The organism is Halobaculum saliterrae (assembly GCF_009831625.1).
Taxonomy (GTDB): Archaea; Halobacteriota; Halobacteria; order Halobacteriales; family Haloferacaceae; genus Halobaculum; species Halobaculum saliterrae.
This window is the reverse complement of record NZ_WUUS01000002.1, coordinates 41,545-61,951: the sequence shown is the minus strand read 5'-3', so window position 1 is coordinate 61,951 and position 20,407 is coordinate 41,545. Positions and strand designations below refer to the sequence as shown.

17 protein-coding genes are annotated in these 20,407 nt (G+C 68.4%); 3 read left to right on the top strand and 14 right to left on the bottom strand.

Annotated features, from left to right (window positions below; all coding sequences use genetic code 11):
* Positions 1-73: 73 nt before the first annotated feature.
* From GRX01_RS03215 to GRX01_RS03160, 12 genes are all read right to left on the bottom strand, one after another.
* Positions 74-1,543, bottom strand: coding sequence for a flippase (locus tag GRX01_RS03215; RefSeq protein WP_159663417.1), 1,470 nt, complete (start codon positions 1,541-1,543; stop codon positions 74-76).
* Positions 1,544-3,400, bottom strand: a complete 1,857-nt coding sequence (locus tag GRX01_RS03210) for a hypothetical protein (RefSeq protein WP_159663415.1) — start codon at positions 3,398-3,400, stop codon at positions 1,544-1,546.
* Between the two features lie 145 nt (positions 3,401-3,545).
* Complete coding sequence (locus tag GRX01_RS03205; protein WP_159663413.1) at positions 3,546-4,478, bottom strand: glycosyltransferase; 933 nt, start codon at positions 4,476-4,478, stop codon at positions 3,546-3,548.
* 3 nt (positions 4,479-4,481) lie between these two features.
* Positions 4,482-5,489, bottom strand: coding sequence for a GNAT family N-acetyltransferase (locus GRX01_RS03200; protein WP_159663411.1), 1,008 nt, complete (start codon positions 5,487-5,489; stop codon positions 4,482-4,484).
* A gap of 71 nt (positions 5,490-5,560) precedes the next feature.
* Positions 5,561-6,640: a polysaccharide deacetylase family protein gene (locus GRX01_RS03195; RefSeq protein WP_321167893.1), complete on the bottom strand. Its 1,080-nt coding sequence runs from the start codon at positions 6,638-6,640 to the stop codon at positions 5,561-5,563.
* Positions 6,637-7,671, bottom strand: coding sequence for a DUF354 domain-containing protein (locus GRX01_RS03190; protein ID WP_159663409.1), 1,035 nt, complete (start codon positions 7,669-7,671; stop codon positions 6,637-6,639). The genes GRX01_RS03195 and GRX01_RS03190 overlap by 4 nt, the downstream gene beginning before the upstream one ends.
* Before the next feature lie 5 nt (positions 7,672-7,676).
* Positions 7,677-9,245, bottom strand: a complete 1,569-nt coding sequence (locus tag GRX01_RS03185; protein ID WP_159663407.1) for an alkaline phosphatase family protein — start codon at positions 9,243-9,245, stop codon at positions 7,677-7,679.
* Positions 9,242-10,051: a hypothetical protein gene (locus tag GRX01_RS03180; protein WP_201289493.1), complete on the bottom strand. Its 810-nt coding sequence runs from the start codon at positions 10,049-10,051 to the stop codon at positions 9,242-9,244. Before GRX01_RS03180 ends, GRX01_RS03185 begins: the two co-directional genes overlap by 4 nt.
* The gene (locus tag GRX01_RS03175) at positions 10,048-11,412 is read right to left on the bottom strand and encodes a nucleotide sugar dehydrogenase (protein ID WP_159663405.1); all 1,365 of its coding nucleotides are present in this window, start codon (positions 11,410-11,412) and stop codon (positions 10,048-10,050) included. The genes GRX01_RS03180 and GRX01_RS03175 overlap by 4 nt, the downstream gene beginning before the upstream one ends.
* Positions 11,409-12,428, bottom strand: a complete 1,020-nt coding sequence (locus GRX01_RS03170) for a Gfo/Idh/MocA family oxidoreductase (RefSeq protein ID WP_321167892.1) — start codon at positions 12,426-12,428, stop codon at positions 11,409-11,411. Before GRX01_RS03170 ends, GRX01_RS03175 begins: the two co-directional genes overlap by 4 nt.
* A complete protein-coding gene (locus GRX01_RS03165; protein ID WP_321167891.1) occupies positions 12,425-13,549 on the bottom strand; it encodes a DegT/DnrJ/EryC1/StrS family aminotransferase in 1,125 nt (374 codons plus the stop codon). The genes GRX01_RS03170 and GRX01_RS03165 overlap by 4 nt, the downstream gene beginning before the upstream one ends.
* A complete protein-coding gene (locus tag GRX01_RS03160) occupies positions 13,546-14,157 on the bottom strand; it encodes an acyltransferase (protein ID WP_159663394.1) in 612 nt (203 codons plus the stop codon). The genes GRX01_RS03165 and GRX01_RS03160 overlap by 4 nt, the downstream gene beginning before the upstream one ends.
* 443 nt (positions 14,158-14,600) lie before the next feature.
* On the opposite strand from GRX01_RS03160, the gene GRX01_RS03155 reads away from it, so the two are divergent.
* Positions 14,601-14,780 (top strand): DUF7563 family protein, encoded by a 180-nt coding sequence (locus GRX01_RS03155; RefSeq protein WP_159663392.1) that lies wholly within the window; start codon positions 14,601-14,603, stop codon positions 14,778-14,780.
* Between the two features lie 422 nt (positions 14,781-15,202).
* Complete coding sequence (locus GRX01_RS03150) at positions 15,203-15,460, top strand: HalOD1 output domain-containing protein (RefSeq protein ID WP_159663390.1); 258 nt, start codon at positions 15,203-15,205, stop codon at positions 15,458-15,460.
* A gap of 42 nt (positions 15,461-15,502) precedes the next feature.
* On the opposite strand, the gene GRX01_RS03145 is transcribed toward GRX01_RS03150, so the two are convergent.
* The gene (locus tag GRX01_RS03145) at positions 15,503-16,504 is read right to left on the bottom strand and encodes a GNAT family N-acetyltransferase (protein WP_159663388.1); all 1,002 of its coding nucleotides are present in this window, start codon (positions 16,502-16,504) and stop codon (positions 15,503-15,505) included.
* Positions 16,501-18,111 (bottom strand): alkaline phosphatase family protein, encoded by a 1,611-nt coding sequence (locus GRX01_RS03140; RefSeq protein WP_321167890.1) that lies wholly within the window; start codon positions 18,109-18,111, stop codon positions 16,501-16,503. Before GRX01_RS03140 ends, GRX01_RS03145 begins: the two co-directional genes overlap by 4 nt.
* A 404-nt stretch (positions 18,112-18,515) precedes the next feature.
* On the opposite strand from GRX01_RS03140, the gene GRX01_RS03135 reads away from it, so the two are divergent.
* Positions 18,516-20,402, top strand: coding sequence for a hypothetical protein (locus GRX01_RS03135; RefSeq protein WP_159663386.1), 1,887 nt, complete (start codon positions 18,516-18,518; stop codon positions 20,400-20,402).
* The last annotated feature ends 5 nt before the right edge of the window (positions 20,403-20,407 follow it).

Genomic DNA, 20,407 nt, shown 5'->3' with positions numbered 1-20,407 from the left:
CGGAGGGTACCCTGCAGCGGGGTTTGTTATGGATCGGCATACGGGCCGGAGGAGGGCGGTTCAGGGATCTCGACTACCCCAGCAGCCGGGCGACTTCGTTCGGATCAAGCACGCCGCCGGCGATCGATAACGCGGCCCACGTCACCACCCCGAGCACGACCGCCCCGATCAGCGTCGGTATTCCGGACACGTACGGGAGCGTCAGCCAGACGACGATCGACATGCCGAGCGTGACCGCCACGGCGTTCCCGAGGGCACCGACGAGATCGCGGGGGTGCAGCGGGAGTTCCTGATGGATGATATAGAGGTTGGCGAGCGTGTAGAAGCTGAACGTGATCACGGTGGCCACCGCGGCGCCGACCACGCCCATGGTCGGGATGAGTAACAGGTTGAGCAGGACGTTGCTCAGCGCCATGATCGTCTTCACGATCGCCCGGGAGCGTGCTCGTCCGAGATAGTCGAGTCCATCGCTCGTCACCTTGTTGACTGCGTTTGCGAGGACGAACAGGCCGAAGATCTGGACGACAGGGGCGGCGCCGTCGTATCCCGAACCGAACACGTACTGGACCATCGGTTCGGCCACGAGGATCAGTCCCGCAACGGCAGGGACGTACGCCAGCAGGACGTAGTGGAGCGTCGTCTCGTAGATCCGTGCAGCCCTGTCCTCGCTCCCTTTGGACCGTTGTTCGCTCAGGGCCGGCGAGATCGTGTAGCCGAGCGAGGACGCCGGCATCGACACGAAGTCGGAGACGGCCTTCCCGATCGTGTAGAACCCGACGGCCGTCATGTCGACGATGACGCCGACGAGCACGGTGTCGACCTTCTTGTCGATGACGTTCGCGCTCCGGGTCGCCGTGAGCGGCACGCTGTACTCCAGGATCCGACGGGAGATGGACGCGTCCGGGTTGACGTCGGGCTCGTACGCGGAGTAGAAGCGCCGGTAGAGGACGACGCCCCCGACGAGAACGCCTACTGCCAGTGCGACGACGTAGCCGAACAGCGCCCCCGCCACGCCGTACCCCAGCCAGACGAACAACGCGACGAACAGTAGCCGGGAGAGACCCGAGATGATTCCGACGACCCCGCTCCACTCGACGCTGTTGAACGCCTGAAACAGCTGCCGAGTGTACGCCGACAGCGCGGTGGCGGCGATGAACAGCGCGCCGACCCCGACCACCGGCGCGAACGAGGGGGCCCCGAACCGCACGGCCACCTCGCCCCCGAAGAGGGCGGTTCCCCCCGCGATGAGCAGTGTGAAGAACAGGAGGAACCCGAGCGACCTGACGATGACGTGCGGCACCATCCCCGGCCGCTGCTCGGCGAACTCCGTGACGTATCGGGCCGCCGACTTCGGAAGCCCCAGCGTCGCGAGGATCGCGAGGCCGCCGAGCACCGACAGCGCGAAGTTCAACTCGCCGTACTGCTCGGGTGTCAACAGCACACGCGTCAACAGCAGGAGTAGGCCGGCTTTCGCCAGCATCGTGACGAGGTTGGCCGCGAAGATCGCCTGAATCCCGCGACTCAGTCTTCTCGCTAGGTCCATTCAGTCCGTGCCTCCAACGTCGGCCGCCGGATCGGCCGCGTCGGACGAGAGGTAGTACAACGAGAACCCCGAACTCGTGCGGACGCGGCCGACCCTCGGTGTGGTCTCCAACTGTTCGAACCCCTGCCGCGTGTAGCGGAGTCCGTCGTAGAGGAGGACCTCGCGCTCATACTCCGACTGGGTGATACCGAGGTACCGCGGCTCGTCATATGTCGACGTGTACGCCCCCGCGTTGAACACCTCCGGCGTGACTCTGTCGCTGTACCCGGGGAACTCCAGCGTCGTGCGGGCGTTCTGGGACCCGTAGTAGTAGTCGACGTACCGTTCAGGGCCGCCTCGCAGTCCCGTGAACTCGATCCCCTCACCTCGATGCTCGAACGAGGCCGCGTACCCGTCGAGTTGACTCTCGGTGACGTGGGACGTGGGCTGAAATATGTACGGCGAACTGTGGTACCCCATCGCGGCGACGGGCGACACCACCAACAACAACACGAGCGCGAGTGCCCGTCCGGTGCCCGGTTTGACCGACGCGTCGAGGCGGTCGACGGCGAGGGAGATCCCGGCGGCGCCCAGCACGGTGATGAACACCATGATGAACCCCTGATACCGCATGTACATGTCGCCGGCACCGATGGTGAATACGAGCAGGAACACGAGGAACGGTGGAACCAGCGCCACCGCCAGATACCGTACCGAGGTGTCGGTGAGGCCCCGCTCAACCCGTCCGAGGAGCACAGCGACCACGAGCAAACCGGCGATCAGCGAGAGGACAGCCCCAGCGAGGAACAGTCTCACTGACAGCGTAAGCAGGCTGCCACCCAACGAGAGCAGGGAGGCAGACTTCGCCGCGACCACAGTCCCGGTGGCCGTCTCGCCGGTGAGGAAACTGCCGAGCGTGAACGTGATCGTTCCGACCGTGCGCTCGAATCGAGGCGCCCACAGGAGGAACATCACGACGACGATCACGGCCTGGACGCCGAGCCAGCGATGACCGGTAACTGCCAAGCCGGGACGGAGCCAACTGAGGGCCAATTGCACCACGGCGATCGCTGCCAGCACCAGCGCGACGTTGAGCGCCTGTTGAGGGTGATACAACACGAGTGCCCCGGAGACCACAGCCATCACGACGCCGATCGCCGTCGGGCCGCTCCGCCAGCCACCGTCCGGGATCGCGCGCTTCGGGGACGGCGTTCCCTCGCTCGACGGGGACGGGACGGAGTCGGTACTGAGCCCGTACGTGTACGTGAGCGTGACCAGGATCCACAGCGGGACGAGCAGGATCGCCTGGCTGGTGGGATGCGCGACCGGGTGGACGCTGATGTTGTTGATCGGCACGAACAGCGCCGCTGCGGCGAGCCCGAAGGTGTACGCCCACGGCGTACCGGCGATCAGCCTCACGATCAGCGGGACGGTGACGAGGAACACCAGCGGGAAGACCACGAGTGTCACGTACAGCATCGCCTGTGCGAGCGGGATCCCGGTCAACGTCGCAACGGCGACCGAGAACGTGTGGATTCCCGGATACAGGAGGTCCGTCGCCGGGAGGGACCCGGCGGCGATCTCCCGAGCCCAGCCGAGGTGTGTGAGCGAGTCCCCGGCGCCGTAGAAGCGGTAGCCACGAAGGATCGGCATCGCGGTGAGCATGATCGCCGACATGCCGACGAGTCCGAGGCCGGCATGGTGGAGCCGGGTCGCCGGCCGTGTCGACAGCGCGGTCAGCAGCCCAGCCAGGGCGGCAACACCGAGGCCGGCCCAGACCACCGCAGGCGTCGCGGCGTACAGCGATAGCTCGTAGCCGGAGGCTGGCGACCGGTTGGCGATGACGATGGCCACGAGCAACGCGACGTAGCCGATCAACAGTCCGAACCCGACGGAACGGCGGTGCAGAGGTCTCATTGATGGGGGTACCGATTGGCGGAGGTCCGGAGCCTCCGGTGATTGTTATAGGCCGGGTACGGTTCGACGGGGCAGTTCGTCCGGCGGTTTCCGGGTGGCATCGCGCTCACGAGAGCACCTCCTCGTACACGCCCAACAGGCGAGCCCCGGTCTCCTCGGCGGACACCTCCTCGGCGGCCCCGCGGCCGTTCGAGCGCTCGCCCGCCCGAAGCGCCGCGACGACGCCGTCGACGAGCTCGGCGTCGCTTCGAGCGACTCGCGAGTGGGAGACCCCGTCGAGCCGTTCGGGCACGTCCCCGACGTCGGTGGCGACGACGGGGAGGTTGCACGCGAGCGCCTCCTTCACCGCGTTGGGCGACCCCTCGCGGCGGGACGTGAGCAGGAGCACGTCGGCGGCGTTCATGTACAGCGGCATCCGCTCGTGGGGCTCGCCGTTGACGGTGTGGAACACGACCTCGTCGTCGATCCGGTCGCGGACGCGCTCGACCACCCGCTCGGCGCGCGGGTAATCCTTCACCCCGCGGCCCGGCGGGTACGGGAACAGCACGTGGCTCGCGTCGGCGCCCCATCCCAACTCGGCGCGGGCGTCACCGGTCGGCATCGGCTCGAAGAGGTCGAGGTCGACGCCGTGGGGGATGACGTGACACGGCTGGTCGAGCTCTTCGGCCATGCGCCGTGACATTACGACGACGGCGTCAGCGTGACGGGCGCACGCCTTCACGACCGGACCGAACCTGCCCATCAGGTCTGTCCCCCACAGCGAGAGCACCACCGGAAGGCGAACCTGCGCGAGCGCGTGCGGCGCCGTCAGACCGTAGTTCGCGTGGACGATGTCGAACCCACCGAACGAGCGCCGAACGACTCGCGGGAGGAACTCGAGGTAGTCGATCACTGACCGCTCGTTCGTGGATCCGTTGTCGTAGGTGTGATCGCCGGGGACGGTCAGGGTGGTCTCGTCGACGCCCAGCGCGCGGAGTGTGGCCCGCTGTTGGCCGAAGAAGCGTGCCCGTTCGTTCGTGACGAGGTTGAGCACCCGCATCGATCACCTGCCCATCAGCCGGTAGGCGGTCTTCGCCGCGCGCATCCCCGCGCCCGCGGACTCGACGGTGTAGTACGGCACGAGGTCGGCGCCGAACTTACTCTTGTACTGACATATCCGCTCGGTGTTGGCGCCCATCAGGTCGTAGGTGTCGACCGACGCCCGTGGCTCGTCCGCGGCGATGTCGCGGACGATCCGCCAGTGGAGGGCGCTGTTGACCGTCGTGCCGTCGAGCGTCGCGATCGCGCCGCCGAGCCAGAAGTACGCGGCGTCGTCGGAGTACAACACGACGATCCCGCTGACGAAGTCGCCGTCGCCGTCGCGGACGACGTAGGGGCGACACCGGTCGACCGCCGAGAGCGCGTCCGTGAGGTCGCGCACGTACGGCCACGTCAGCGAGAAGTCTCGGTCCTGTTCGGCGTAGCGGTCGCGCGCCTGCTCGAAGATCCGGCGGACATCGGCGCGGTCCCCGACCTCGAACGAGCAGTCCGCGTCGTCGGCGTCCCGGATCTCGCGTCGGAGGCTCTTCGAGAACGAGCGCAACAGCGCGTCGGTGTCCTCGTCGATCTGGAGGTGGTAGGTGAACGTCGGCTCGACCGACAGCGACGACCAACGGAAGGGGCGTGGGTCCGCGTAGCTGGTCGGACACACCATCCGGAACACCGTCGTCGAGGCGTCGACGTCGATCTCCTCCAGCAGCCCCTCGGTGAATCGGCCGTTCACCCGCTCGCGCTTGCGCTGCTTCGGGCTGGTCGGCATGACGAGCGGCCCCAGTCGGGGGATCCCGAACCCCGGCGGCGGCGACAGCGCCGCCGTGCCGAACGCCTGCTCGCGAACGAACACCGGCGCGAGGCCGATCGGCTGCTCGCCCTTGTATCCGCCGTACAGTCGCATCTCTCCCCTGGCGTGAGCCTCGAGCGCCTCGAGCGCCTCGGGCGTGTGGAACACCTCGAACCCGTCGTTCGGGAGTGCCTCCTTCCACTCCTCGAGTGAAATCCGTCGGATCTCCATGTATGGGGACGGGGGGTCGAACGGGGGATTGTTATACGGAGGATACCCACGGAGACGACGGCGATCGGTGGCTACCGATCCTCCGACGGGTCGGGGGCCGTCCGGTGCGTCGTCCTCCCTCTCGTCGCGTCGGATCTCTCCGCGGCGGACCCGTCCGTGGCCGATCTGTCCGTGGACGCCCCGGCGGAGTTGCCGGTGTCCCCGAGATCCATCTCCTCGTAGAACGCGCCGGGCGAGCCGACCCACGCGCCCAGTTCCTGTGCCCGACGGATCAGCTTCCGGTAGATCCGTCGATGCCCGGGGAACTCCGCGGGCGCCAGGTGGCGCAGGTGCCACAGCACGCTCATCACGGCGCCCTCCTCGCGCGCCTCGCGCAGGAGGTCCTCGCAGGTCGCCCACGCGGCGTCGAACTCCGCACCAGGGTCCGGGATCGACTGCTCCATGATCGTCAGCGGGAACACGACGAACCCGTCGTCGGCGCCGAAGGGGCGCCTGATCCCGTGACCGTGGTGGAAGCCCGGCTCGGCGCTCGTTCCGAGGCTGCAGTCGTAGCGCAGGCCGAGCGCGCGCTGGTGTTCCCAGGTGTCGGGCGTCACGAGGTTGAGGTAGTGCTGACGACCGCCGGTGACGGGGTGGCCGACGATCGACTCGACCGTCTCCTTCTCGCTCGCGAGTCGTTCGGGGTCGTCGAACGACTCGTATGAGCCGTGCAGGCCGATCTCCCAGCCGCCGTCGTCGAGCGCGCGAAGCGCGTCGCGGACCTCGGGGTCCGTCGGGTCGTACCTGCCGGCGAACAGCTGCCAACCCTCCATCGTCAGCCACTCCGTGACGGGGCGGTCGCGGAACAGCCGCTGTTCGTCGAGCACGTAGCACGCCGAACGAACACCGAGGTCGTCCTCGAGGGCCATGAGGTCCTCGAAGCGCCAGTAGGGGTTCACCCCGGGGCGCAGCGTCGAGAGGTGGTACGCCCGGCGATCCGGCTGCGTCAGCGCGTAGTAGATCGACTGGTACGTCTTGTACGGCCGATCGATGTCGTGGGTGAGCAGGAGGGTGAACTCGTGACCGTCGGGGACGGGACGCTCCTCCGGGGGCTCGCGGCCGTCGGGCCACGTGAGGTCGTCGTTGCCGGGGAGGAAGTCGGGGCGGCTCACGGCGCGCCCACCTCCTCGACGAGTTCGACCATGAACGCCGTCACGTCCACCTTCTCGCCGAGCAGGCGGCGACGGCGACGACGCCAGCGGTCCCCAGCCTCCGGGTCGGCCGCGAGCGAGACCGCCCGCTCGACGGCCGCACGCTCGTCGGCGCGAGAGTCGACGAGCCCCCGATCCGCGAGCGTCTCGAAGTTCCCCATGTCGTCGTCGTAGGGGTCGTACCGGACCGACGGGGTCGCAAGCAGCGCCGCCTCCGTCGCCATCGTCCCCGAGTCCCCGACGTAGCAGTCGGCGTACGCGAGCAGGTCGAGCACGGCGTCGTAGGCGACGGGCGCCTCGTGCTCCGCCAAGTCGGGCGGGAGGTCGCCCTCGCTGGAGAGGTACACCGCTCCCGACTCCCCGAGCCTGTCGATCAACTCGCGGACGGTGTCCGGCCCGAACCCGGCGGCGCCGGCGTCGTGGTGCGCGGTCCACTCCACGAGTCTGACGACCGAGAACGGCTCGTCGGGGTCGACGCCCGCGTCAGTGAGCCGTCTCGGATCCGGGTCGAACCGGGCGGGATGGAGGTACGCGAGCTCGTGGTACCCCTCGTATCGGACCTGGTGGTCGCCCACGTCGCGGTCGAACTCGGCGGGCGTACACACGACCGACGCGAACGGCGTCGTCGCGCGGTCGAGCAGCCCGGCCTGCTCGGTGTCGTGGAAGACGACGTTCGGCGCACCGACCAGCCGCGAGGCGTACGCTGCGGTCGGGTTGAGCCTGCTGAGCACGACGTGCGGGCGGAAGCCGGCAGCGACGCGAAGGAGTCGGGCGCCCCGAGCGGTCCACTCGCGGGCGGTCTCGACGGCGCCGCCGGCGCCCTTCGTCGACAGCGGGACGTGGTCGATCCCGTAGGCGTCGAGTAGGTCGGTCGTCACGTCCTTCTCGCGGCTGACGACGCGGACCTCGTGGCCCCGGTCGTCGAGCGCCGCGATCGCGTTCCGGAAGAGGTGGACGTGCGCCGGGTGACTCACGTCGACGAGGACGCGCATCGCGGTCACTCCAGATAGCCCAGGTCGGCGAGTCGGGACTCCACCTCGGCGTCGTCCGTCTCCTCCCCGATTCGGTCCCCCGAGAGCGGCTCGCGCGTTCGTACCGGGCGCTCCGCCGGGTCGCTTCCGGGCGCGAACACGTCCAGCACCTCGCCGTCGAGGTCGTCGGGGACGGCCGCGCCCATCGCGTGCAGCAGCGTGGGCGCGAGGTCGACGATCCGCGCGTGCTCGGTGAGCCCATCCGACCGGAAGCTGGGCCCGGAGAACAGGAATACCCCGTCTGGCATGTTGCCGCCGCGCCAGACGCCGGAGTCGGCGATCGCCTCGTCGGGACCGATCGCGTCGCTCGTGTGGACGCCGTCGCCCTGATCGAGGATCAGGTCCGGCGCGTCGTCGGCGTAGGGGCCCTCGTAGTGCTCCTCGCCGCGGTGGACGGCCCGGACCAGCGGCGTCCCCGTCTCTGGATGGCGCAGCGATTCCAAGCCCTCTATCAGTTCCGTCCGCAACTCCTCGTAGCCGGGGTCGTCGGGCGACCGCGTCAGGTAGATCGGTCCCTGGTTGCTGGCGACGGCCTCCGTCTCGTCCCAGTCGAGGATCGACAGCACGCGCTCGCGTTTGACCCCCTCGTCCCACGGGACCACCTTCTGGATCCCCTCGGGAACGATCCTGCTGAGGGTCTCGACCATTCCGAACCGCTTGGCGACCGACAGCGCGCGCTCGCGAGTGATCCCCGCCTTCCGGAGCACGCCGTCGATGTTGTTCTCGACCGAGAGGTATCCCTGCTGCTGGAGCCAGACGTTCACGTAGAACACGGCATCCACGTCGCAGGTGCCGTGGTCCGACATCACGAGCACGTCGTGGCCCTCGTCGAGGAAGTCGCCGAGGTGCGCGTCGATGCGCTGCCACGCGCGCTTGACCGGCTCGCCGTCGTAGAAGTAGTGCTGGAGCGCCATGCTGTAGAACACCGTCAGGTGGAGGAAGTCGGGGTCCTCGCGCTCCATGAGCGCCTTCGCGGCCTCGAACCGGAGGTCCACCAGATCGAGGACGGCCTCGACCTCCTCCTCGCCCTTCTCCGTGGGGGAGATCATCGGTTTGGGGTGGACTCGATAGTCGAGTTCGTCCCTGAGGAACGTCTCGACGTCGTCGGGCGTCGCGAAGCCGCGCTCCAGCGAGCGGTACTCCGTCTCGGAGGCGTCGGGACCGCCGGCGACGACGAAGCCGTCGAGGTCCTTCGGCGGATACGTCGACGGCTTGTTGATGACGCCGGCGGTGTGGCCCTCGTCGTTGAGGTAGTCCCACAGCTCCGCGCTCTTGAAGTCCGTCGCGTCGTGGAAGACGTGCGTTCGGTTCTCGGTGTCGATCCGGTCGAACCGGAACACGCCGAGCTTACCGGGGTTCTTCCCCGTCGAGTAACACTTCCAGTTCGGAACGGTGATGGGTGGCAGGCAACTCTCGGAGACGCCGCCAACGCCGTCGTCGATGAGACGTTGGAGGTTCGGCAGGTCGCCGTCGTCGAGCCAGTCGCCGATCAGGTCCCAGTTCGCGCCGTCGAGGCCGATCGTGATCGTCGTCATGATGTGGATGAGGGGGGTGATGGGGTGCGGACGAGCCGCAGTCCGCGTTTCACGGCGTTGATGGCGCCGTCCTTCGAGCGTTCGACGAGCAGTTCCGGTACCGAGTCGGCCCAGCGTTCGGGGTGAACGAGCAGGCAGCCGCGCTCCACGGCGCCCGCGCGGAGGAGCGCCGCGAGTTCGGCCGTCTCGCCCGCCGAGACCGCCTTTGCGCTGTCGCCGACGGTGTGGTCCTTGATCTTCAGCGCGCCGTCGCGCCAGGTGCGGCCGGTGTCGGAGAAGTACGTCACGTCGACGAAGTCCATCGAGAGGTACGCCTCCCCGAGGAGGCCGTACCCGGCGAACTCGGGCGCCCCCGGCACGGTCCACATGTCGCGGTTGTCGTGGGGCGACAGCGGATTGCCGTGCATGCAGACGGTCTCCACGTCGCAGTGGCGCCGGAACAGCCGGAGATGTCGTGCGAATCGGTCGTGAGCGTCGTCGAGGTCGCCGTCGGCGCGGACGTAGTCCTCGTAGTGGTAGCCGACCTCGTGGCCGAGCGCCTCGAGCGTGTGGACGAACTCCGGATCGAACGTTCCGGTGCGGACGTAGTAGGTCGCCTCGACGCCCCGGTCAGCCTCGAGACGGGCCATCCGCGCGGCGTTACCGACCTTCCGGTCGACGTCATGTCGGAGGACGAGGAACCGCTCTGGACGGTCCTCGGGCGCCGTCGCGAGGTAGTCGGCGACCGTGAGGAAGTCGTAGCCGCCCTCGTCGGCCGCGTCGAGGAGGTCGAGGTACGCCTCCGTAGTGAACCCGTCCGCGATCACGCTCCCCTCCCGACGACGTACACGTCGCGGCCGAGTCGGTCGGAGTCGAGCACGTCCCGCGTGTCGATCAGCACCGTCGACGAGGGGAACGAGCGCCAGTCGATGGCGTCGAACTCGTCGTGATCGGTCGCGAGCACGACCGCGTCGGCATCGATGGCGCCCACCTCCTCCGGGTGGACCCACGTCGCTGGGACGCCCTCGGCGTCGACGAGCGGATCGCTCGCGTACACCGTCGCGCCGCGGTCGTCGAGCGTGCGGCAGATGTCGATCGCCGGGCTCGCGCGGGTCTCGGCGACGCCGGCGCGGTACGTGAGTCCGAGGACGACGACGGTCGACCCCCCGAGAGTCCCGTCCCGCTCCTCCAGTCTGGCCTCGAGGAGGTCGACCACGTGAACGGGCGTGGCGTCGTTCACGCTCCGGGCGCTCGCCAGCAGCGGCGCCGGCGTCTCCAGCCAGTTGAGCATGAAGTACGGGTAATACGGGATACAATGGCCGCCCACGCCCGGGCCGGGGTCGTGGATGTCGCAGTACGGCTGCGTGTTCGCCACGTCGATCGCCTCGCGCACGTCGATCCCGAGCTCGTCGGTGAACCGCGCCAGCTCGTTCGCCAGCGCGATGTTCACGTCGCGGTACAGCCCCTCGAACACCTTCACCGCCTCCGCCGTCGTCGTGTCGGAGACGGGGATCACCTCGTTCGTGGTGAGCTCGTCGTACACCAGCGCCGCCGCGCGGGTGCTCTCCGCGTCGTCGCCGCCGACGACCTTCGGGTGGGCCCCGCGGACGTCCGCGAGCGCGCGGCCGCTGGAGGTGCGCTCGGGACAGAAGGCGAGCCCGAACTCGTCGGCCTCAAGGCCGCTCTCGTACCGCAACAGCGGCGCGAGCACGTCGCGGCAGGTCCCCGGCGGCAGCGTCGACTCGACGCAGACCAGATCGCCCGGGGCCAAGCCCTCCGCGATGTCGCGGGCGACGCTCGTGACGACGGAGGTGTCGGGCTGGTGGTCCTCGGTGATCAGCGTCGGGACGATGACGACGTGGATCCGGGCGTCCTCGGCGGCCCCGACGGCGTCAGTCGTCGCCCGCAGCGACCCGTCATCGACCAGGTCGGCGACGAGGTCGTCGAGACCTGGCTCGTTACGGACGTGGCACTCACCGTCGTTGATCCCCTCGACGACCGACTCGTCGATGTCGACGCCGGTGACCGCGCCGGTCGTCTCACCGAAGACGCCCGCGATGGGGAGCCCCATCTTGCCGAGGCCGTAGACGGCGACGGGAAACGCCCCGTCGCGGAACGACGATCGCTGCGCCTCTTCGGGGCGGTCGCTGCCGTATAGCGGCGCGAAGCGTTCGGCGTGCTCGCTCATCGCGTCACCTCCTGGCGCGCAGAGATCTCCTCCTCCATCCCGATCAGGCCCTCGATCTGTCGAACGAACTCGACCGCGGCGAGGCCGTCCTCCATCGTGACCTCCGGCTCGGTGCCCTCGCGTATCGCCTCGATGAACGCCCCGAGCTCGGCCTTCAGCGGCTCGCCCGTCTCGACGAACGGCCGCTCGACGACGCTCTCGGTGCGGTGCCGAACGGTGCCGCCGGACTCGATGTACTCGGGCACCTCGCTCCGGTGGATCTCGACCGTCTGCGCGATGTAGTCGACGACGACCAAGCACTCGCGGGCGGTGATCTCCAGCCGCCTGACCTTCCGCCTGGTGACCCGGCTGGCCGTGAACGTCGCGACCGTGCCGTCCTCGAAGACGCACTGCGCCGTGGCGTAGTCGCCGTCGACCGCGCCCGTGGCGCCGAGCGTGCCGGGACGGGCGTCGGTTATCGCGCTGATCACGTCGATGTCGTGGATCATCAGGTCCGAGACGACGGTGCCGTCGAGGTCCCGATCGGTGGGCGGACCCAGCCGGCGTGCGTCCACCGCGAGCACGTCGAGGTTCGGGAGGATACGCAACAGCGTGCGCACCGCCGGGTTGAAGCGCTCGATGTGACCCACCTGAACGGTAACGTCGGCCTCCTCGGCCCGGGCGGCCAGCTCGCGTCCGACGGCGAGGTCGTCGACGAACGGTTTCTCGACGAGCGCGTGCACGCCGGCGTCGATGCACTGTTCGAGTACCGGCGCGTGCGCGCCCGTCGGGACCGCGACGCTCACCGCGTCGGCGACCCCGAGGAGGTCGCCGGTATCGTACGCGACCGTGCCGTACTCGCGGGCGACGCGCTCGGCCGCCTCCGTGTCCATGTCGGCGACGCCGACGAGTTCGACGTCGGCGAGCTCGCGGTAGACGCGCGCGTGGTTGCGCCCCATGCTCCCGACGCCGATGACGCCGACGGCGGTGGGACCGTCCGTGGCCGCCTCCTCGGCGGCATCGTCGGCGACGCTCACGAGTCCACCCGCTCCTCGGTCGCGGGCGCATCGGGCACCCGCTCGCTGTGCTCGAACCGTGCGACGGCGTCGGTTATCGTCCGCAGGTCGGACACCGAGAGGTCGGGGTGAACCGGCAGCGAGAGGACTCGCTCTGCGGCGCGCTCGGCGACCGGAAGCGACGCCTCCACGTCCGGATACGCCGGCTGCTCGTGGATCGGGACCGGGTAGTACACCGCCGAGGAGACGCCGTGGTCCGCGAGGTGTGATTCCAGCAGGTCGCGGTGGTCCGAGCGGACCGTGTACTGGTGGTACACCGGCGTTCGTCCGTCCGGCTCCACGGGCGTCTCGACCGGCGTGTCGGCGAGGTTCTCGGTGAGGTAGGCGGCGTTGCCGCGGCGGGCGAGGTTGTACTCGGGGAGCTTCTCCAACTGCGCGCGGCCGATAGCCGCACACAGGCTCGTCATCCGGAAGTTGTGTCCCACCTCGCCGTGCCGGTAGTCGACCGTGCGACCGTGGTCACAGAAACGGGCGGCACGCTCTGCGAGCGCCTCGTCGTCGGTCGTGATCATCCCGCCCTCGCCGCTGGTCATGTTCTTCGTCGGGTAGAACGAGAAGCAGGCCGCGTCGGCGAGGCTCCCGACGGGTTCGCCCTCGTAGGTCGCGCCGTGCGCCTGCGCGGCGTCCTCGACGAGCGCCACGTCGTGCTCGTCGGCGAGCGCGCGCAGTCGGTCCATGTCGGCGGGCATGCCGTAGATGTGCACCGCGAGGATCGCCGCCACGTCGTCCCGCTCGGCGAGCACGTCCGCGACGCGGTCCGGGTCGAGCGTGAGCGTCGTCGGCTCGACGTCGGCGAACACCGGCTCGGCGCCGGCGTGGACGACCGCGTTCGCGCTCGCGATGAACGAGAACGGCGTCGTGACGACCGCGTCGCCCTCGCCGACGCCGAGCGCCTCGAAGGCGGCGTGGAGGGCGGTCGTCCCGTTCGTCGTCGCCACCGCGTGGTCCGTGCCACAGTAGCGGGCGAACTCGCGTTCGAACGCCCGGACCTCCTCGCCGTCCGCGAGCTGTCCCGAGTCGAGCACGTCGACCACCCCGTCGCGCTCGTCGTCCCCGATGTCGGGGCTTGCCAGGGGGATCACTGGTCGTTCCCCCCCTCCAGCTCCTCGGGGAGCGGCCGGAACTCGGCGGGCGAGCCGACCGCGAGCGTCCCGGGGGGGACGTCCTCGGTCACGAGCGCGTCCGCGGCGACGAACGCGCCCTCGCCGACGGTGACGCCCGGGAGGACCGTCGCGTTCGCGCCGACCGAGACGTCGTCCTCGAGCGTCGGGGCCTCCAGGTCCGCATCGGTTCGAATCGGGTACGGGTCGTTCGTGAGCACCGCGTGCGGGCCGAGGAACACGCGGTCGCCGATGGTGGTACCGGTGGGGCAGTAGACCCCGGTCTGGATGCTGACGTCGTCGCCGACGGTGCAGTCGCCGTCCAGCACCGACTGCGTGCCGACGAGCACGTCGTCGCCGACGGTCGTCCCCTCGCGGACGACCGCGTGATGGCCCGTCGTGAATCGGTCGCCGACCTCGACGTCCGCGTAGATCACGGTTCCCTCACGGACCGTGGGTTCGGTCCCGAAGGTCGGCCCGCGGTCGGCATCGCGTTTGATCGTCGCGCCCGGATGGACCGACGCGTCCGAGGCGCGCTCGGGGACCGGGGTTCCCCCGTCGGCCCGGGCGTGTCCGTACGCGTCAGTCATGGTCACCCCTCCCGAGCGCCTCGTGCGTCCGTTCCCTGGCGTCGATCCGCACGGGATCGCTCCGGATCGGACGTTCCGCGTCGGGACATCCTGGGTGGTGCGTTGCTCCGTTCGTCGCTGCGTTCCTTCGTGGGGACATGTCTCGTGTTCCGCCGGTGGCGGTTGTCTCTCCATCCCCGGTTTCGCACATTGTTATGGGCGCGTTTGCGAGGTTACCCGGCCTGTGACTCCGAACGGGCGAGAACCAGGCGGCGGACGAATCCGACGGCTGAACGCCCGCAAGCGACGTTCCGAGGGTCGGCGGATCCGGTCGCCGATGGCGTCCCGCGATCGCGACGACCCTCCGGAACTCGGTGAGTATGAGTGGGTTACGGCGTCGGGTGTCGGTCCGCCGGTCGTTCGAGGCTGTATAACAATACACGTCCCCGCCCCGGTGCCCACGTATGCCAGAGTGTGTGACCTGCGGAACTCACGTCACGGAACGGTTCGCACGAGTGTTCGGGGACAACAGGAACGTCGTTCGCCGATGCATGGACTGCTCGCGAGCGGCGGACCTCGACGAGAGTCCCGGGCAGGAAGGGGGAGACGCGTTCGAGGACCGGGAGCTGCGGACGTGGAGCTGAGCGGCGTTCTAACCGTCGCTCGCCGGTTTCAGTCTCCGGAAGTAGAGTGGTCGACCGCTGAGCCGTCGGATCGACGGACCGATGTGTGCGGGCTCTCCGGGCACCGGAACACGGATCTGTTCGCGTTCGAAGATATCGCGGAGCGCGCCATCGGTCGGGTGGAACGGGGTCCCGCGTATCTTATATACTCGGGGCCGTCGTGATAAGGTGTATAGGATATATGTTATTAACTCCCGGGCGGAAAACCGTCAGTAGGGGATCGGGCGCGTGGGACGGTGGAACGGGCAGCCTACTCGTCGTGCCGGAACGCCCCGATATCTGACACTACCTGCGAGCGTATCGGAGCACTTATCAGCGGTAACTCGTAAACATCATTCGATCGGTTAGTATATATGACGGTTGACAACAGCGCCACGGGGGAAATGGATGTTGAGACACCGGCCCACCGCACCGACTGGACCGAGTTCGAGAGCCCGAGTACCGCCGTCGTCGTCACCGTCGCGGAGACGCTCGACGTCGAGGAGGACCAGCTTCCGGTCCTCAACGAGTACGTCGACGGGGACGCACTCGACACCCTTCTTCGACAGCCCGACTCAAAGGTCGACCTCTCGTTCACCTACGACGCCGTCGAGGTCCGCGTGTCCTCGGACGGCCGACTCGCCGTCGAGTCGCGCCAATAGTCCGAGTTCCGACGGAGCCCGGTTCGACCCGGGACGGACGCGTCACCGCAGTTTATCGTACAACGACACGGCCACGTCCATCGTCCGCGAGGCGCTCTTCACCCGGTAGTACGGCACGAGGTCGGGCGCGAACTTCGCCTTGTACTCGGCGATCCGCGGCGAGTTCGCGCCCGCGAGGTCGAAGGAGTCGACCCCTCGTTCGGCCGAGCGACGACAGTACTCCCAGTCGATCAGGTCGTTCGCCGGAATGTCACACGTGGGTTTCGCGGATCCGACCCATCGGACCGCGACGTCGTGCGCCTCGAGACAGACGGTCCCGGCGGCGAACTCCCCGTCGATTCGGCAGACGACGGGGCGGACCGCCCCGTCCGGCGCGGCCTCGTACAGGTCGACAACGAACGAGGAGTCGATCGGGAACGCCTCCCCCTGTTCGGCGTGTCGGTCCGCGGTCTGGGCGACGATCCGCTCGATGTCTGCGGCGTCGCCCTCGCAGATCTCGTAGTCCACGTCGTAGTCGTCGGTGACGTTCTGTCTGGCGTCCGAACTGAAACTGTCGAGCAGGTCGTCCTCCGACAGCTCGAGGTCGATCACGTACGTGTACCGCGGGTTCGCCTCGTACCCGTTCCACGAGAACGGGCGAACGTCGTCGTAGCCCGGAGCCGTTCGAACGTGGACGAACGCGGGGTTCACCGACTCCGAGATGCGGTCGATCGTCCGCTCGACGAACTCGTGGTGCTGACGGTCGAGCCGCCGACGCTTCGGTGCGCCGCCCCGCACGACGAGCGTCGGGCCCAGGTACGGGACCTTCAGGTCCGGCGGCGGCGAGAACACCCCGGTGACGGGGCCGCGGTCGACCTCGAACAGCGGGAACAGTCCCACCGGCTCCTGCCCCTTGAACCCCCCGAGGCGGTGGAGCGTCGCGTCCGCCGCGGACGCGAGCACGTCCAACACCGCCGCGGAGTGAAACGGGGTCGGCGTGGTCGCGTGTTCGAGGTACCCGTTCCACCGTTCGTCGTCGTCGACTCGACGGACCTCGATACTCATCGCTCCCCCTCGAGATACCCGAGCGTCGAGAGACGCGCCTCGACGGCGTCGGTGCCGGCGCGTTCGGTCCGTCCCCGGGTGAACGGGGCGTACTCAGCGGGCGAAACCGACGACATCGGCCGGAGCGTCCCCCCGTCCATACGTTCGTTCGGCGGGACGCCGAGCGCCGACAGTACCGTCGGCGCGACGTCGAACAGGTGCGCGCCGACGATCGGTTCGTCGGCGTCGACGCCCATCCCGGTCAGCGAGACGATGCCCGTCGGCTTGTGGTTCCACGGTTCGGAGGGGGGACCGAACTGCTCCTCGCGGACCGACGCGGAGAGGTACACGTCGAACGCGCGGGGGACCGTGACGATGTCGACCGCCTCGTCGACGTGAGGGCCGTGGTACACGTCCTCGCTGGGAACGACCGCCTCGAACACCCGCTCGCCGTCGGGCGTCCGCACGGCTCGGAGCGCGTCCATCAGTTCGTCCCGAACCGAGGAATACTCGCTCGGGGGGACCACTCCCTCAGGCTCCCGGCCCGCCTTGTTGATTCGGACACCGAGCTCCGTCCGTGAGCGCATGTACGCCGTGGACTCCGCGAAGTCGACCCGCTCGGCCGCCGCACGCACCGTCTCGGGCGAGACGTGATCGAGGACGTACCCGTCGAGCCGAAGCGCCGACAGCACCCTGTTGATCCGTTGGCTCGTCACCCCGAGCTTGGAGGCCGCCCTGACAAGTCGGCCGACCATCGACCGGGACTCGCCGTCGTCGCGTGCAATCTCGCCCCACGACGGCATTCCCCCCTCGCCAGTCGTCGTGTGCACGTACGACTCGTCGCGAAGGAAGGAGTTCACGCGGAACTCCGGCCCGTCGTACGGCCCGATCCCGTGGTCACTGGCGACGATCACCGTGTCGGGATCGCAGACGTCGAGGATCCGTCCGATCTCGTCGTCGACGGCCGAGAACACCGTTCGGACGGCGCGCTCGTCCGTCGGTCGCTCGTGAAAGACGGTGTCGGTCTGTTGGAACTGGACGAATCCGAAGTGGGGGTCGTACTCGTCGGCCAGGCGACGGAACGCGGCCCCGCGCATCCGAGTAAGCCGCTCGTACCAGTCGATCTGTTCGTCGCCGGTGACGTCCGGCGGCGCGTAGACCCGGTAGTCGTCGATGTCGGACCGGAGGTCCGCCATGGTTCCCTCGGGGTGGCAGGTCGGGTCCTCGGGGGCGATGTAGCCGGGGACGAGTGCGCCGTCGAACGGCCTCGGGGGAGCGGTCACCGGGACGTTCACGACGACGCTTCGAAGCCCGCGCTGATCCAGCAGCTCCCACAGCGCGTACTCGTGGACGTCGCCCCGATCAACGAGGTCCCAGTCGTACCCGTCGAACTTGAGGAAGTCGAATACGCCGTGCTTACCGGGATTAACTCCGGTGTACAACGACGGCCACGCGCTGGGCGTCCACGGGGGAAGCTGCGACTCGAGGTCGCCGACGGCGCCACGGGCGAACAGTGAGCCGAGCGTCGGAACCACCCCTTCCTCGCGTAACGGGTCGAGCACGGACCACGAGGCTCCGTCGATCCCGACCAGAAGCGTACGTAACTCGGTTTGATCTCGGTCACTCACGGGGCGAGCCACGGCGAGTTCGGCCTTTGTTATGGTGAGCGCCACCGCGGTGGGTATCCCGAGCCTCTCGGAGTTCGGCACTCCCTAACGGAGGATCTCATCGACCCTGCGTCCCGTTGCGGATGAGCACGAAACGGCCGGTTGAACGCCTCTCACGGCGTGTTTGTCGGTGCCTACCGGCTCACGACATGTGCTGTCAGCGGCGAAGGACGAACGTACCGACCGATCCGGCGCGTCGACGCGGGCCCGCCGAGCGCGTAGCCATCCTGAAGGCATTCGATCATCGAACGAACGACAGTGTATGGGGAACGTACCCTCGTTCGACCGTAAGTAGCGCTATCGTACCGGCGATCGGGAGCGATATCGTCAAATCCTACTTACGTATAATCGCTCCCTTCCCGACCATGGCAGACAGCCATTCCGGGGACGGAGCCGAGAAGGAATCAACTACCGAACAGAAGTCGGAGACTACCCACGCGAGCCGCCGGACGCTGTTGAAGGGCATCGGCGCGTTCGCGGCAGTCGGCGGCGCCGGGGCGCTCGCGAGTGAGGCGGCCACCGCGGCCGGCGACTTCGGCGAGTACAGCTCGCCCAGCGGCGAGGTCAGGATCCCGGCCGGCGAGTACACCTGGAACGACGACGACCTCGACATCGGCCCGGGCGACGCGCTGATCGGGGAGGGCAATCCCGGCGACGTCGTCGTGAACCTCGAGGGAGGCACGATGGACGGCTGGATCGAGGGACGGCTCGAGAACATCGTCGTCCGCGGACGCAACACTGAGGCTCGTGCCGGGCTGTACGTCGTGTCCGGCTGTGAGATCGACGGGTTCCACTGGCCCGAGGGCGGCGACGAGTCGCGTGACCGCGCGATGTACAATCCGGAGGGCGGACAGCGTGCGGTCGTCCGAAACTCCTCGTGGGCGTGGATGGGCAACAACGGCGCCTACACCGACAAGCTCCCGATGACCTTCGAGAACTGTGTTGCGGCCAACAGCAACATCTCGAACATCCGGGTCGGTCACCGGCGCGGCACCGACGTCAGCGAGACCACGTACGTGCGTAACTGTCTGATCGCGGTGACCGATCCGGTTCGCACCGACGACACCAACGTGCGGAACGGCCGCGGGCTCCGTCTGCGCCATCCGGGCAACTTCGTCGTCGAGAACTGTTACTTCGTCGCGATGGACGTCGACGGCGTCGGCAACCCGATCGTGGCGCACGACGGCGCCGCGGGGTCGACGCTCACGGTCCGTAACTGCCACTTCTACAACGACTCCAGTGGCGACATCATCCGCGACAAGACCGGCGGCGAGATGGACGTGACTGTCGAGAACTGTACGTTCCAAGGTTCAGGCAGCGACAGGATCGAGCCCGCCTACGACGGGAACGGCATCGTCGACGGGGCGCCGGCGTTCCCGCTCCCCTCGGACGTCACCGGCTACGCGGTCTCCGACGAGATCAAGGGGATCGAATCGGGCGTTGGCCCGTGGGGCGACGGCACGACGACCGTCGAATCGGACCCCGTCGAGTACGACAACACGCTGGTCATCCACGCCGACCCGGACAACCCGCTTTCGGACACCGCCGAACCCGGGGACCTCGACATGGACATCGTGGTGAGCGGGGAGGCGGACTTCGGAGACAAGGCCGAACCCGGCTCCGACACCATCGGCACGACCAGCGATGGGAACACGCTGATCGAGGTTCAGGACCTCCAGCCCGACGAACTGGACTCGTTCCGATACAACGGCGACGTGCTCGATTACGCCGTCGACGACGGATACGGCTACTCCGTCTCGCTGAACGGGACGACGACCACCTTCGATGAACTGGTCAACGGCGAGGGACCGGCTGCCGACGACACCACCACTACCGAGGACAGCACCACCACCGAGGACAGTACTACCACCGAGGACAGCACCACCACCGAGGACAGCACCACCACCGAGGACAGCACCACCACCGAGGACAGCACCACCACCGAGGACAGTACTACCGACGGCGACCGCACGTACGACGATACCCTGTCGAACCGCGTCGTGGTCGACGGCGACCCCAACGGCCGGCCGACGAACTACACCTTCACCGTCTCCGGCGAGGTCGTCCGGGACACCGAGACGAGCACCCGGACGGAGGACGGCACCGACTGGGACCGCGTCGAGGACTTCGCGAGCGATGGGAAGGTCATCGGGGTCGTCGGCTCCGGCGTCGACGCGTACTACTTCAGCGGCAACCTCACGGGAGTCTCCGTCGACGGCGACGCGGAGCTCACGATCGAGCGGGGGATCTGATGCCC

Coding starts and splice junctions, on each gene's coding strand:
- GRX01_RS03185 (WP_159663407.1), bottom strand. CDS start 9,245: ATGACGACGATCACGATCGGCCTCGACGGCGCGAACTGGGACCTGATC.
- GRX01_RS03205 (WP_159663413.1), bottom strand. CDS start 4,478: ATGCGGGTGCTCAACCTCGTCACGAACGAACGGGCACGCTTCTTCGGC.
- GRX01_RS03215 (WP_159663417.1), bottom strand. CDS start 1,543: ATGGACCTAGCGAGAAGACTGAGTCGCGGGATTCAGGCGATCTTCGCG.
- GRX01_RS03150 (WP_159663390.1), top strand. CDS start 15,203: ATGGATGTTGAGACACCGGCCCACCGCACCGACTGGACCGAGTTCGAG.
- GRX01_RS03160 (WP_159663394.1), bottom strand. CDS start 14,157: ATGACTGACGCGTACGGACACGCCCGGGCCGACGGGGGAACCCCGGTC.
- GRX01_RS03155 (WP_159663392.1), top strand. CDS start 14,601: ATGCCAGAGTGTGTGACCTGCGGAACTCACGTCACGGAACGGTTCGCA.
- GRX01_RS03145 (WP_159663388.1), bottom strand. CDS start 16,504: ATGAGTATCGAGGTCCGTCGAGTCGACGACGACGAACGGTGGAACGGG.
- GRX01_RS03200 (WP_159663411.1), bottom strand. CDS start 5,489: ATGGAGATCCGACGGATTTCACTCGAGGAGTGGAAGGAGGCACTCCCG.
- GRX01_RS03190 (WP_159663409.1), bottom strand. CDS start 7,671: ATGCGCGTCCTCGTCGACGTGAGTCACCCGGCGCACGTCCACCTCTTC.
- GRX01_RS03175 (WP_159663405.1), bottom strand. CDS start 11,412: ATGAGCGAGCACGCCGAACGCTTCGCGCCGCTATACGGCAGCGACCGC.
- GRX01_RS03135 (WP_159663386.1), top strand. CDS start 18,516: ATGGCAGACAGCCATTCCGGGGACGGAGCCGAGAAGGAATCAACTACC.